We start from the raw sequence: 13,527 nt of genomic DNA, 5'->3' as shown, positions 1-13,527 counted from the left end.
TCCGAAAGAGTTCGGGTGTCACCACGAAGCCCTCAGTCGGGCAGCCTGAGCACCGGGTACCCCAGCGATTCGACGGTTTCAGGAGTGGAAGTTTGGTCCGAATACAACGCGATAATGCACGCTACCGCGTGATGTTCGGCCACCTGCCCCACCCAGATGGCGGTGTCCTCGGCCTTAAGGCGTGCATCGACCACCAGCACCAGTTGATCCGCGCCCACACTGCGAATCTTCTCCTGCTCGGCTTGGCTACCTGCCGCCGCGAGCTGCATGGCAAGCAGCACACACGTTTCCTCGGCCACCGCCGCGGCCCGGGCCTCCAGCGCCGCTCGTCGGCCGGCAACTATCCGCACCTGACGGCCCTGGCCGATTCCGGGCGCCGCAGGGCCGCCGGAAGCCATCGGCTCGGTTTGGGCGATCAGGTTGCTCCCGTCGTCCAGAAGCATGGACGCGGTGAGAGCGTCGGCGTCCTTGCCGATCAGCAGCACCAGATCCCCCGGCTGTCCCCGGAAGACCTGCTGATTCGTCGTGGTCGTCGCAGCGTTGCGTTGCGGCTGCCGGGCAGGTGCAGCAGGTTCCGGGTTCGCCGCCCGCCGGCCCGCCGCCGGGTATAGGGAAAAACTCTGGGCATCGAGCACCGCGTCGAAATCCACGGCCTTTGCGGGTTCGGATCCTTGACCGGCAAGCTGCAATTCGGCAGCCTCGGCGCGTTCAAGCAGCTGGCCCACCACGGTCTGGGCAGCGGCCGGCGCCTGACGGGCAGGAGCCGGCTCCGCGGGCTTCCACGGACCTCGGCGCACCGGGACCAGCCTATGGCGGCGCACCGGTGCCGGGACTGGTTCCTCACGGACCTGGATCACCGCTTCGTAGTGGAATTCGCGCAGCAGGCCACCTGCGCGCGGGGTTGTGATTTTTTCCGCCGAGACCAGATAGGCCTGCGGACCGAAGTCCGCAATGGCCTTGTCCTGGAGCTCCTGCAGGCTGCGGCCCTTAAGCAGATATTGCATCGGCACCGCGCACCACCCCTACCGTCTCGATCTGGGCCCCGCCGGCGGTGGCCTCCTGGTAGGAGAGCACCGCGTCCAACCCAGAGGCCGGGCCGATCAGCCGACGCACCGCGGGCCGCAGCGCCGGCGCGCACACCAGCACGGCTGACACACCGCGGTTCTGCAGGTCGGCTGCGATCTTCTTGACCGAGTCCAGCACCGCTTCCAGCCTCCGCGCATCGAACATGATCTGGCTTCCGGCGTCCCCCGGGCGCAGGGCTTCCAGCATTCCCTGCTCCACCACCGGGTCGATCATGACGACCCGCAGCGTGGATCCCTGCAGGTATTTCGCGGCGATCGCCGGACCCAGCGCCTCGCGGGCAGCCTCGATCAGGTTTTCCGGCGCGGTGCCGGTTTTCGCCTGCAGCGACAGGGCTTCGAAGATGCGCGCCAAGTCGTTGATGGCCACGGCTTCGCCCAGCAACCCCTGCAGCACGCGCTGCACTTCAGCAAGAGAGAGCAACGAGGGCACCAGCTCTTCGACTGCGGAAGGGCTTTGCTCGCGCAGCGCGTCGGTCATGACACGCACGTCCTCGCGGGTGAGCAGGCGCGGGGCCTGTTCCTGCACGATGGACGACAGGTGCGTGATGATCACGGAGATCCGGTCGATCGTCGTAGCTCCGGCCATGTCCGCGGTATGCCTTAATTCGGCGGGCACCCATTTGCCGGCCAGCCCGAACACCGGCTCGTGGACCAGCTGTCCGGGCAGCGAATCCAGCTGGTCGCCCAGGGCCAGCACCTTGCCGCGCGGAGCGGTGCCGCGCCCGGCTTCCACCCCGGCAATCAGGATCGCGTAGGTGGCAGGGGGCAGCTCCACGTTGTCGCGGGTGCGCACCGGGGGCAGCACGATGCCCAGGTCCATGGCGATGCGCCGGCGCAGGGCGCGCACCCGGGCCAACAGGTCGTCTCCGCCGCCGTTGACCACGTCCACCAGGTCTGCTGCCAGCTGCACCTCGATGGCATGGACCTTCATGCGTTCAAGCAGTTCGGCCGGGGTCTCCGGGGCGGCGCCCTGCGGTTCCGCCGCCGCCTGCGCGGCGGCCTGCGCCTCTTTCTCGTCCCGGGCCTTGATCCTGCCGGCGAACCAGAGCAGCAGCCCTCCGATGAATACGAAAGGCAGTTTGGGCATGCCCGGCACCAGCGCCAGCGCCACGGCGCAGCCCCCGGCAATGAGCAGCGCCGCCCGCGACTGCCCCAGCTGCGCCGACGCGGTGGCACCCATGTCGTCGGCCGAGTTGGAGCGGGTGACGATCATACCGGTGGAGACCGCCATGAGCAGGGCCGGAATCTGGGTGGCCAGGCCGTCGCCGATGGTCAGCAGCGCATAGGTGTTCAACGCGTCGGCGATCTCCATGCCGCGCGAAAGCATGCCGATGCCGATGCCGCCAAGCAGGTTGATGATAATGATCACCAGGCCGGCGATCGCATCGCCCTTGACGAACTTGCTCGCGCCGTCCATCGCCCCGTAGAAGTCGGCTTCCGCGGCGACTTCCGCGCGGCGCTCCCGCGCTTGGCTGTCGGTGATCAGCCCGGCGTTCAGGTCCGCGTCGATGGCCATCTGCTTGCCCGGCATGGCGTCCAGCGTGAACCGCGCGCCCACCTCGGCCACGCGTTCGGCGCCCTTGGTGACCACCACGAACTGGATCACCACCAGAATCAGGAAGATGACGAACCCGATGACCAGCGATCCGCCGATGGTGATGTGCCCGAAGGCCTCGATCACCTCGCCGGCATAGCCCTGGCCGAGCACCAGCCGGGTGGAGGCCACGTTCAGCCCCAGGCGCAGCAGCGTGGCCACGAGCAGCAACGAGGGGAAGACCGAGAAGTCCAGCGGGCGCTTGGCGAACATGGTCAGCAGCAGGACTACCAGGGACAGCAGGATGCTGGTGGCAAAGAGGATATCGAGCAGCGCCGCGGGGATGGGCACCACGAGCAGCAGCACGATGCCCACCACGCCCACCGGCACGGCGATCTTGGACAATTGCGAGTAGTTCATCGAGGTCTTCCTGTGCTAGCTGCCGGATCCGGCGGCGGGTGCGGTATGAATGCCGGAGGAGGCGCCGCGGGATTTGAGTTTCATGACGAATGCCAGCACCCTGGCCACGTCGGTGTAGCTGTCAGCGGGGATTTCCTCGCCGACGTCGCACTGCGCGTGCAGGCCGCGCGCCAGCGGAATGTCCCGGATCATCGGAACCCGGTGCTCGGCGGCCACTTCGCGCAGTCGGGCGGCGATGTCCCCTGCCCCCTTGGCCACCACGGTGGGCGCCGAAATGCCTGGCTGATAACGCAAGGCGACCGCCACGTGGGTCGGGTTCACGATCACCACGTCGGCATCTGCCACGGCGGCGATCATCGCATTGCGGCTGAGCGCCAGCTGCCGGGCCCGGCGCTGGGACTTCACCAGCGGGTCCCCTTCGCTGCGCTTGTGCTCGTCGGTCAGTTCCTTGCGGGTCATCCGCGTGTGCTTGCGGTTGCGCCGCATGACCACCAGCACGTCCGCGGCGGCCAGCACCAGCCCGGCGGCCACCGAAGCCTGGATCAACCAGCCGGCCCCCTGTCCTCCGGTGCTCAGCAGGGAGGACAACGGCAGCGCCCCGGACTGCAGCAGCATCGGCATCAGGGACTGCACCACCAGCCACAGCACCAGCCCGATCACCGCGACCTTCAGCAGCGCCTTGATCCCCTGCCACAGTGCCGCGAAGCCGAACACCCGGGACAGCCCGGCAACCGGATTGAGATTCGACGGATCCAACCGGAACTGGCGGAAACGAATGCCTCCCTGCAGCGCGGATACCGCGATCACAACCACCAGGCCCACGAGGAACAGCGGGCCCACTGTCGCAGCCATGGATCCCAGCGACTGGGCAAGCAGCGCCACCGCTGCCTCGGGGTCCGGGTGCGCGGCCAGCGGGCGCAGCGCGGCGAAGTGGACTGCCCCGGCTTCCCTGGCCCGTCCAAGCACTCCTGGCACCATCAGGGCCGCGGCGCCCAGTCCGAGCCAGGCGGCCAGGTCCTGCGAGCGGCTCATCTTGCCCTTGGAGTGGACTTCCTTCATCCGCTGGCTGGTCGCCTTTTCGCTGCGCTCCCCCGAGTCCTGCGTCATCGCGGCACCATCGCCGGCAGCAGTTCCAGCCCATCGCGCACCAGCGCGGAGACGATGGAGGGCAGCACCACGAACACCGTTCCGGCCAGGGCCAGGGTGATAAAGATCTTCAGCGGAAAGCCCATGGCGAACGCGTTAAGCGCCGGTGCGGCGCGGGTCAGCAGCCCCAGCCCGAAATCCGCGAGCACTAGGACCACCAGCAGCGGACCGGCGATCTGGACGGCCGCCACGAACATCTGCGGCACCGCGGCGGCCAGGGACTGCGCTGCGCCGGACAAGGCCAGCCCGGCGCCCAGCGGCACCGCGGAGAACGAGGTGAACACCCCGGCCAACACCAACTGGTAGCCGTCGGAGGCAACCAGCAGCGCGAGCGCGGCGAAATGGAAAAAGCGGGCGAATTGGGCGCCGTTGACCATGGACTGCGGGTCGAAGCCCTGGGCCATGGAGAAGCCGCCGAACAGGTCGATCAGGTTGCCCGCGGACTGCACCGCGGCGAAAACCAGCAGGATCATGAATCCCATGCAGGCCCCGGCCGCCAGCTCCAGCACCAGCAGGCCAAGGTACCCGGCGGTGTTCGGCGACACGTAGTCCGGGGCAAGTTTCGGGGTCACCGTCAGGGCCAGGGCCACGCCGAGCATGCCCTTGATGCGCAGCGGGATCGAGTTGTGGGAAAAGGGCGGGGCGAGCATCAGGAAGGCGGTGATGCGCACGGCGGCGAGCATCAGCACCTCAAGGAAGTGCAGCTGCAGAGTGAAATGCATCAGCTGCCATCCAGCAGCAGGGGCAGCTTGCCGAACAGCTCGTGGGTGAACAGCACTGCCTCGGAGATCATCCAGTGCCCGCAGACCACGAGCGCCACCGCCACTGCCACCGCCTTGGGCACGAAGGACAACGTGACTTCCTGGATCTGGGTCATCGACTGGAACAGCGAGATGGCGAAGCCGACCACCAGCGAGGTGATCAGCACCGGGGCGGCCAGCTTGGCCGCCAGCATCAGCCCGGAGAGCCCGATGTCCAGCACTGCATTGGAATCCATGGCTCACCCGCCTGCAATCTGGTAGGAACCGACCAAAGCGGTGATGATCAGCGACCACCCGTCGACCAGCACAAACAGCAGGATCTTGAACGGCAGCGAGATCATCACCGGAGGAAGCATCATCATGCCCATGGACATCAGCGCGGAGGCGACAACCAGATCGATGACCAAAAATGGCACAAAAATCACGAAGCCGATGATGAATGCTGCGCGCAGCTCGGAAATCATGAACGCCGGGATCAGGGTGGTCAAGTCAACATCGGCGGGGCTTGCGGGGTTGGGCAGCTGGGCGGCGCGCGTCATCAGCGCGATGTCCGCTTCCCGGGTATGGGCCAGCATGAAGTCGCGCAGCGGCTCCATGCCGATGTCCAGCGCTCCATTCAGATCCAGCTCCCCGGACAGGTACGGCTGCACTCCCAGCTCGTTCATCTGGCCGAGGACCGGCCCCATGATGAACAACGACAAGAACAGGGACAGCCCGGCCAGCACCTGGTTGGGCGGGATGCTCGGCAGCGACAGCGCGTTGCGGGTCAGCGCCAGCACCACAAAAATCTTGGTGAATGAACTCATCATGAGCAGCAACGCCGGGGCCACCGACAGCAGCGTGATGGCGATCAGCGTGACGATCGCGGAATTCGGGGTGCCGTTCGGGCCGTTGATGTCCACCGAGATGCCGCCGCCGGGCACGGCAGGCTCCGGGGTGGCGGGGGTCGCCAAGGCCGCCGGGGCGGCCAGCAGCAACCAGGCCAGGTAGGCGGCGGCCAGTACGGCGGCAACCAGCAGCCGCAGCTGGTTCCCGGACCCGGCAGCACCCCGGTTCGCCCGGGGGCGCCTCACCGGCGCGGCCCTCGGCGCAGCGCATGCTGGGCGTCGCGCCAGGTCTGGACGTCCAGGATGGAGCCGGAGAGCATACCCGGGCGCGTGGAGGCCTGGGAACTGCGGCGCAGCTCGGCTTCGAACGCGTTCACTGCGCGCAGGCTCTTGCGGGTGGGCGCCGCCGGCGGGGTGTCGCGGTCCTGTTCGCCGTCCGGCAGATCGTCAACCAGCACCGGGCCGGCGGCAGGCTGCCCGGGCTGCGTGGCCGATTCGGCGACCTGCGCTGCCGCGGGGGCGTCATAACTGTCGATGACGTTGACCGCGGCTTCGCTGACGCCCAGCAGATAGCGCCGGCCCTCGACGTCGATCAGCACCGCCGAGGATTTCGGGCCCAGCGGCTGCCGCTGCACCACTGACAACAGCGAGCTGCCCGGGGTGCCGAGACGGGTGGAGAATTTCCTTCGCAGGTAGAGCAGCAGGCCGAAGACCGCGGCGAGCGAGAGCACTACCCTCAGGAACAGGAGAATGCCGTCCACGCTCAGGCGCCCGCCGAATCCATGTCAAGGATCTTGGTAATGCGTACGCCGTAGTCCTGGTCCATGACTACCACCTCGCCCTGGGCGATCAGCCGTCCATTGAGCAGTACGTCCGCCGGGGCCCCGGCGGAACGGTCAAGCTCGATGACGGCGCCCGGTTCCAGGTTCAGCACATCGCGCACCGACAATCTGGTGCGTCCAATCTGGACGGTCAGCGCCATCTCCACATTCGAGATGCGGCCCAGCCGGCTGGCCATGTCCTCCGGCTCCTCGGCGGAGGGGGCCGGGCCGGAGACCGGGGCGGTTTCGCGAAGGCGCAGGGCGAAGAAACCGGCGTTCTCCCCGGACTGGGTGCGCAGCATGAAGCCCACCGTGTCTGCCGCGGAGAGCGTGCCCTGGGCGTTCTCGCCGGATTCCAGGCTCAGCACCCCGATGCCCAGCACGCCGGTTGCAGCTTCCAGCGCGGGGCGCAGCAGGTCCTCGGTGCCCACGCGGGCGGTGCGGCGTTCGGAGGAGCCTCCAAGCTCGCGCTCGGCCACGTGCAGCACCACGTCGGCTGACTGCTCCCCGACAAAGGTCGCGCAGAGCACAGCCCCGGCAGCCGAGGCGACCCAGTCCTGCCGCGGCCCGGTGTGCAGCACCGCGCTCAGCGAGGTGGCGGTGGGCAGCATCGCGGCCAGCGCCTGGGCGGCGGAGGTGTACAGCGCGGTGGAGTGGAGGACCGCGGAGGTCTCGTTGAAGGCTGGCATGGTTAACTTTCCTGATTCGTGACGATGACGGCGGCTGCGCGGCCGTCGCGCGATCCCGCGGCGGCGGTACCGACGCGGTGCCCGCCGGCGAGCAAGTCAAAGGGCTGGTGCACGCGGTGGCCCAGGGGCAGCACGTCTCCCACCGCAAGCTCCAGGATTGCTTGGGGCTTCACCAGGTTAGGGACGGTGGACAGCTGCACCTGCAGCGGGACCGTCCCCAGGGACTGGGCCAGCAGCTCTTCGGAGTTCTCCGCGTCGGACCGCGGGTTGGCCTCGCCGAGCTGTTCAAGCAGCAGCTCGGCCGGCAGCGCCACCGAGGCGCCGGCGCTGCGCTCGCCCACCCTGATCCCCAGCCGGGCGACGATCATCACCTGCGACTTCGCGGCGGCTTGGGCGAACTGCGACTGGTGGGCGATGGAGGCAACGACAAGCCGTTCGGAGAGCAGCGTTCCCAGCGAATAGTGCAGGTCCTCCAGCGCCTCGCCCATCAACGAGCGGATCAGCGTCGCTTCGATGCGGGTGAACGCCCGGTCCGGCAGGTCGCCGGGGGCATGGCTGCCGAGCATGTGGCAGACCCAGCTCAGCGCCTCGCTGGCGGGGAACTGCAGCACGCTGCGAGCCTCGGTGCTTTCGGCGGCGCAGAGCACCATGGTGGTCAGTGGCGGCAATCCTGCGACGTAGTCGTCATAGGTCTGCATCTGCACCGATTCGAAACTGACCTGCGACATCACCCGGATCTTGGCGGTCAGCTGGGTACCCCACTGGCGCGCAAAGGTCTCGAAGGCAAGTTCGAGCACACGCGCGTGTTCACGGGCAAGGGTCGTGGGGCGGCGGAAGTCGTACACTTCGGCCAGCGCATGCGCGGACGTGGTATCCCGCGGCACGCCGTAGCCCGGGCCTCCCAAAGGCAAAGATGTCACGGTGGCTACTCTCGGCAGCCGGGCGCTGATCGTTAGCCGGTTTCGGCAGGCAATTGACAGCCAGCCCCCGACATAGTTTTGTCATCGCCCAGGGGTGCTATCCATCGAGTTCCGGGAGTTTCTCGCGAACCGCCTCGCTCTTGTTGGACAGCACCACGATGTCCACCCGGCGGTTCAGCGACAAGTCCCCCCGGTCCTTCAGCGGCCGAGCGTCGCCGTAGCCCACCGAGGAGATCCTGCCCGGCTTGATGCCGCCGTCCTCCACCAGGACCCGCAGGACGCCGGTGGCCCGGCTCGCCGAAAGCTCCCAATTGGTCGGATACGGATGGACCGGCTGGCGCACGTCAGCGAAGCCCTCCACGGCGATGTTCAGGTTCGCCTGCTTCAGCACCGGTCCGATGGCGTCGATGATCCGGCCCGCATGGCGAGTCAGCTCGGCGCTGTTGGGGACGAAAAAGGTTTCGGCGCTGACCAGCCGCACCGTCAAGCCGCGCTGGTCGATGCGGTAGACCGCGGCATCGGGGTAGCCCTGCTCGACCAGGGCGTCCTGGATCTGCTCCTTGAGCTTGAGCAGCTTCCGGGTTTCCGCGCTGGCCATGGCTTCCAGCTGCTCGCTGGTCAGTTCCTCACCGGTGCCGGTGCTGAGCAGCCCCTGGGCGCCGGCCATATCGGCCGGGACCACGATGCCTTCGGCGGTATCGGCGAACTGGGTTTCCTGGACGCCGAAGCCGGTGGCCAGCGAATTGCGTAAGGCCGCGAATTTGTCCTGGTCCACCGTGGACATCGCATACAGCACGATGAAAAGGCACATCAGCACGGTCACCATGTCCATGTAGGAGGCCATCCAGCGCTCGGAGTTCTCGGAATGGCCCTGCTGCGCCGATCGCCTGCGGCGGCGCGAACGCCCCGCGGCACGGGATGATCCGGGACGGCTCATGCGGCTTCCTCGAAGTCCTGCTCAGCCAACCTGATGGAGTCCTTGGATCCCGAAGCCTTGGCCGAGTCGGCCGGGAGCATGCCTTCGAGTTTTTCACGCAGCACGAGTGCCGGGGTGCCGGACTGGATGGCCATGAGCCCCTCGACGGCGAGGTTCAGCTGCTCGGATTCAAGTTCGGCCAGCCGTCCCAGCCTCGCCCCGATGGGAAGCCAGATGAAGTTCGCCGAGACCAGTCCCCAGAGGGTCGCAACGAAAGCGGCGGCGATCATGTGCCCCAGCTCGTCGGGTTTGGACAGATTTTCCAGCACGTGGGTCAGGGACACCACGGTGCCGATGATCCCCACCGTGGGCGCGTACCCGCCCAGAGTGGCGAACCACTTGCTGGCCACGGATTTCTCGCGCTCCTGAGTGTCGATGTCGTCTTCGAGCATGTCGCGCAGGTCGTCGGCGTCGACCCCGTCGGCCATCGCCTGCAGGGCGCGGGCCACCAGCGGGTCCTTGGCCTTGGCCACCTCGGCTTCCAGGGCCAGCAGCCCGTCGCGCCGCGCCACCTCGGCGAAGTGGACCAGCTGCTCGACCAGATCCCGGGGGTTGCCGATTTTGCCTCGGAACGCCTGCGGCAGCGCCTTGAACGCCGCGAGCATGTCCTTGATGGTACCGCTGGCGATGCCCACCGCGATCGTCCCGAAGAACACGATGATCATCGGTGCGGGCAACAGGATGGAGGACAGGCTGGCGCCCTCCATGAACAGCATGGTGAACATCGCGCCAAAGGCGAGCAGCAAGCCGATAATTGTTGCCGGATCCATGGATATCTCCCCTTATTAAGGCGCTCCGGGAGCCGGCGCCGCACCGGCAGCCTGAGCGGCTGCGGTGCGGGCCGCGGTGAGCACCCGGGCCCGGTAGTCGACGGTCAGGGCAATGATCTCGTCCAGGGTTTCGCGCACCACGTACTGGGCGCCGTTGGCCATCACCACCACGGTGTCCGGCGACTGCGCGATCCGTTCGATCAGGTCCGCGTTCACGGCCAGCCGGGTGGAGTTCAACCTGGTTAACACGATCATGGTGCCCTCACCTCATTAGTCCACTGTCAACTGTCGGCGCCCGGGCGCCGGACGTTAGCCGGAGCGCTTAGCGCTTGAGGTTCGACAGCTCCTGCAGCAGCTCGTCGCTGGTCGTGATGATCCGGGCGTTGGCCTGGAACCCGCGCTGGGCGACAATCAGGTTCGTGAATTCCTGGGACAGATCCACGTTCGACATCTCCAGCATGCCGCCGGCCAACTTTCCGAAACCCGGGCTGCCGGCGGTTCCCAACTGCAGGGTGCCGGAGTTGCCCGTCAGTGTGTAGGAGGACCCGCCGGCCTTTTCCAGCCCGGCAGGATTGGTGACGTTGCCGATGGCGATCTGCGCAACCACCTGCTGCGCGCCGTTGGAGAAGCTGCCGGTGAGGGTGCCGTCTGCCCCCAGGGTGAATCCTTCCAGGGTGCCGGCCTTGTTGCCGTCGACCCCTGAGATGCTCGCGGTGTTCAGTTCCGCGAAGCTGGTCAGGCTGCCCAGGTCCACGGCCACCGCGCCCACCCTGAGCACAGCGTCGGACAGGTTCCCGGAGGCGTCTTCGGTCAGGTTCTGGGTGGCGGTCGCTCCACTGGCGCCGTTTTTGCCTGCCACGCTCCAGCCGGTGGCGGTCCGCGTGAAGGTGAGGGTCAGGGTGTGCTCGGATCCGTCGGCGGCGAAGATCTGGGCATCGCGGACCAGGCTTTCGCCCACTGCGGTGTCCTTGGGCAGGTTGCCGCCGACGCTGGCCTTGCCGGTCGCGGTGCCCGGAGCGATGAGGTTGTTCGGCAGGGTGATGTCGCTCAGTTCCCCACCGGTCGCCAGCTGCCCGTTGGCCCCGGCCATCCAGCCTTGGACCAGTCCGCCGTCCGGGCTGACCAGCCGCCCGTTGGCGTCGAAGTCGAAGGCGCCGGCGCGGGTCAGCGAGGTCGTGCCGCCCGAGCGCGTAATGAAGAATCCGTCGCCGGAGATCATCATGTCCGTGGATCGGCCGGTGTTCTGGCTGGACCCCTGGGCGAAATTGGTGGAGATGCCGGCGACCTGCACGCCCAGACCCACTTGGGCCGGGTTGGATCCGCCCTGGTTGGCGGCCGGGCCCGTGGCGCCCTGGGTGAGCTGCGAGAGGGTGTCCTGGAATTGCACCGAGGACGACTTGAACCCGGTGGTGTTGACGTTCGAGATGTTGTTGCCGGTGGCATCCAGCATGGTCTGGTGGGCGCGAAGGCCGGAGATTCCCGAATAAAGTGAACGCAGCATGAGGGGGGCTTTCTGTGAGTGGAATTTAATTGTTTAATGGGGCAGCTCGGCGGCGGCCTAGCTGGGCAATACGTTGGGCAACGAGTTTGGCAAGGAGGCCGCCGCGTTGGGGTTCGCGGGGGCAGCTTCCTCAGGAGACCTGGTGTTTTCGGGAAGATCGTTGTCCGGCGCCGCAGCGGGGGCTTCGGTCTTCTGCGGGTCCCGGACCGCAATCACGGTGGTCAACGCAATCTGCTTCTCCCCCACGCTGAGCACCGGTCCGTTGGCAGTGAAGGTGACCGCGGTGACGATTCCTTCCACCGGCGGCTGGTCAGCCGAGGTCACGTGCTGTCCCATGAAGGACGAGGCCGCGGTGCGCTGCTGGACTTCCAGCGAGGTCTGCTGCGCGGCAGTCAGCGTGTTGAGCCGTTCCATGGACGCCAGCTGCACGGTCTGGGAAATCATTTGATTGGTGTCCATGGGCGCACTGGGATCCTGGTTCGCCAACTGGGTGACCAGCAGGTGCAGGAACACTTCCGAGTCCATGGTCTGTTTGGGAACACGCTGCCTGGCGGCGGCGGCTGCCGTGCCGCCTGATGCGTCGAGGGGGCTGATAGTCATCGTCGGAGGTCTTTCGGTTAGGCCAGCAGGTCGAGCCTGGCGACGGGGCGAGCGGGTGGAGCGGGTGTGCCAGGCAGGGCTGGATTCTCCGTTGCAGGGGCGGTATCCGCGCCCTCGGCCAGTGGGATTCCAGGGCTCGGATGCTGCCGGGCGGGAGCGTTGTCGGGGTGACGCTGCTGGAAGTGCCCCTGGCCGGAGCCGGCGAATCCCTGGCCCGCACCGGAACCGGTGTTCCCCGTGGACGCGGCATTCTCTGGCGAGAGCACCTGCACGCTGCCCTGCCCGAGCGCTGCCATCTCACGGCGCAGTTCCGGCAGCAAGGCACGCAAGGCGTGGGTTCCCGCATCGGTCGGTGCCGACAAGTCGACCCGAAGTCCGGAGGGACCCAGCTGAGCGCTGACGGTGATCGGTCCCAACGTTTCCGGTGCCACATGGATATTCATGGTTCGCTGGCCAGGGACGGCACTGAGGACGGTCACGAGCGGCGCGGTGAGCTGCTTCAGCAAGGGCGGGTGCACGGATGCCGGGCGTGCGGTCGGGACCTCTTCCAGCGGTGGCAGGCCGTCAGCCCGCTGCGGCGGAGCGGTTCCCTGCAGGTTGCCAGCGCTCGCCAGCGCCACCGCGGGAAGCGGCGATTCGGGCGGGGCCTGCGCAAGCCGCTCCCCTGCTCCTGCGGCGACCGCACCTGTTGGTTTCGGCTCACCGGCCACGGCAACCTCGGGCAGTTGGGGTGCATGCTGGTGCGGGAGCGCGCGGGGAACTTGGCCCTCGGAAACCTCGAGCGGGGCGGCATCTGCTTCTCTCCCGCCGCCAACAGCGTTCTGCGGCAGCGCGGTTGCGGTCGCGGTCGCGGGGTTCTGCACAGGAATCGTCCCGACAGCACCCGGAATCAGGGTGCCGGCAGGCATCCGCCCTGCCGCTTGCGCGCCGGCGGGGGCGGTCACTGCAGGCACGGCGGACCCCGGGACGGCGCTCGGTATTGCCGCGCCGGGCGGCATCTCGGTCCGGGCGATGCGCCCCGTGGAAGCAGGAACAGCCGAAGGCTCCACCGGCAGCGTAAAGCCTGCGGCGGGGCCGTCCATCGGCTGGATCCAGACAGGGACCTTGCCCTGCTGCTCGGCTGCCCCGGAGGATTCGGTCCCTCCGGACGCGCGGTCGAGCACCGGCAAGGACCCAGGCCCGGCTCCCCCGCTGGTTTCGGGAGGCAGCTCGATGGTCAGCAACAGGTTCTGCGCGAGAACCGGCGGCATTGATGATTCCGGCGCGGCGGGCGGGACTGCGGCTTCTGCAGGTAGTGCGCGATGATCCGGCTCCGGCACGGGCAGGGTCCGAGGATCCAGTGCGGCCGCCGGCTCATCCCCGGCCCGGGCCAGCAGCCCGGCGAAACGCTGCGCTCCCGAAGCCTGGCCCGGCGGCATCTGCGCGACAGGTGCCGGAGAGTCCGCCAATTGGAGCGGCAAGGTGGAGGGGATCCTGG

Annotated in this window: 15 protein-coding genes; all 15 read right to left on the bottom strand. The window is 67.7% G+C overall.

Annotated elements, in window-relative coordinates:
- Nucleotides 1–32: 32 nt before the first annotated feature.
- The 15 genes from ACTX90_RS07145 to ACTX90_RS07075 all read right to left on the bottom strand — a co-directional run bounded on the left by ACTX90_RS07145 (nt 33) and on the right by ACTX90_RS07075 (nt 13,510).
- A complete protein-coding gene (locus ACTX90_RS07145; RefSeq protein ID WP_443443632.1) occupies nt 33–1,004 on the bottom strand; it encodes a hypothetical protein in 972 nt (323 codons plus the stop codon).
- Complete coding sequence (locus ACTX90_RS07140; protein ID WP_443443630.1) at nt 988–3,039, bottom strand: flagellar biosynthesis protein FlhA; 2,052 nt, start codon at nt 3,037–3,039, stop codon at nt 988–990. The genes ACTX90_RS07145 and ACTX90_RS07140 overlap by 17 nt, the downstream gene beginning before the upstream one ends.
- A 15-nt stretch (nt 3,040–3,054) precedes the next feature.
- The gene (locus tag ACTX90_RS07135) at nt 3,055–4,146 is read right to left on the bottom strand and encodes an EscU/YscU/HrcU family type III secretion system export apparatus switch protein (protein ID WP_443443629.1); all 1,092 of its coding nucleotides are present in this window, start codon (nt 4,144–4,146) and stop codon (nt 3,055–3,057) included.
- The gene (fliR, locus tag ACTX90_RS07130; protein ID WP_053797854.1) at nt 4,143–4,907 is read right to left on the bottom strand and encodes a flagellar biosynthetic protein FliR; all 765 of its coding nucleotides are present in this window, start codon (nt 4,905–4,907) and stop codon (nt 4,143–4,145) included. The genes ACTX90_RS07135 and fliR overlap by 4 nt, the downstream gene beginning before the upstream one ends.
- Nucleotides 4,907–5,182, bottom strand: coding sequence for a flagellar biosynthetic protein FliQ (locus ACTX90_RS07125; RefSeq protein ID WP_047118838.1), 276 nt, complete (start codon nt 5,180–5,182; stop codon nt 4,907–4,909). Before ACTX90_RS07125 ends, fliR begins: the two co-directional genes overlap by 1 nt.
- 3 nt (nt 5,183–5,185) lie before the next feature.
- Nucleotides 5,186–6,019, bottom strand: coding sequence for a flagellar type III secretion system pore protein FliP (gene fliP, locus ACTX90_RS07120; protein WP_047118837.1), 834 nt, complete (start codon nt 6,017–6,019; stop codon nt 5,186–5,188).
- Nucleotides 6,016–6,534 (bottom strand): FliO/MopB family protein, encoded by a 519-nt coding sequence (locus ACTX90_RS07115; protein ID WP_047118836.1) that lies wholly within the window; start codon nt 6,532–6,534, stop codon nt 6,016–6,018. Before ACTX90_RS07115 ends, fliP begins: the two co-directional genes overlap by 4 nt.
- 2 nt (nt 6,535–6,536) lie before the next feature.
- Entirely contained in the window at nt 6,537–7,283 is a 747-nt protein-coding gene (fliN, locus tag ACTX90_RS07110; protein ID WP_047118835.1) for a flagellar motor switch protein FliN, read from the bottom strand.
- Between the two features lie 2 nt (nt 7,284–7,285).
- Nucleotides 7,286–8,203, bottom strand: a complete 918-nt coding sequence (locus tag ACTX90_RS07105; protein ID WP_231735967.1) for a flagellar motor switch protein FliM — start codon at nt 8,201–8,203, stop codon at nt 7,286–7,288.
- A 97-nt stretch (nt 8,204–8,300) separates the two neighbouring features.
- Nucleotides 8,301–9,140, bottom strand: coding sequence for an OmpA/MotB family protein (locus ACTX90_RS07100; RefSeq protein WP_443443627.1), 840 nt, complete (start codon nt 9,138–9,140; stop codon nt 8,301–8,303).
- Nucleotides 9,137–9,949, bottom strand: a complete 813-nt coding sequence (locus ACTX90_RS07095; RefSeq protein ID WP_113607847.1) for a motility protein A — start codon at nt 9,947–9,949, stop codon at nt 9,137–9,139. Before ACTX90_RS07095 ends, ACTX90_RS07100 begins: the two co-directional genes overlap by 4 nt.
- 15 nt (nt 9,950–9,964) lie before the next feature.
- A complete protein-coding gene (locus tag ACTX90_RS07090) occupies nt 9,965–10,204 on the bottom strand; it encodes a flagellar FlbD family protein (RefSeq protein WP_047118831.1) in 240 nt (79 codons plus the stop codon).
- Nucleotides 10,205–10,271: 67 nt separating this feature from the next.
- Nucleotides 10,272–11,450 carry a flagellar hook protein FlgE gene (locus tag ACTX90_RS07085; RefSeq protein ID WP_047118830.1) on the bottom strand — a complete coding sequence of 393 codons (1,179 nt, stop codon included), beginning with the start codon at nt 11,448–11,450 and terminating at the stop codon, nt 10,272–10,274.
- 57 nt (nt 11,451–11,507) lie between these two features.
- Nucleotides 11,508–12,050, bottom strand: a complete 543-nt coding sequence (locus tag ACTX90_RS07080; protein ID WP_443443625.1) for a flagellar hook assembly protein FlgD — start codon at nt 12,048–12,050, stop codon at nt 11,508–11,510.
- A 17-nt stretch (nt 12,051–12,067) separates the two neighbouring features.
- Nucleotides 12,068–13,510 (bottom strand): flagellar hook-length control protein FliK, encoded by a 1,443-nt coding sequence (locus tag ACTX90_RS07075; RefSeq protein WP_443443623.1) that lies wholly within the window; start codon nt 13,508–13,510, stop codon nt 12,068–12,070.
- Nucleotides 13,511–13,527 lie beyond the last annotated feature (17 nt).

Origin of the sequence: Glutamicibacter soli (genome assembly GCF_052322135.1) — a bacterium.
Lineage (GTDB): Bacteria > Actinomycetota > Actinomycetes > Actinomycetales > Micrococcaceae > Glutamicibacter > Glutamicibacter soli.
The sequence above is the reverse complement of the archived record's forward strand: the minus strand, read 5'-3'. Positions and strand labels throughout refer to the sequence as shown.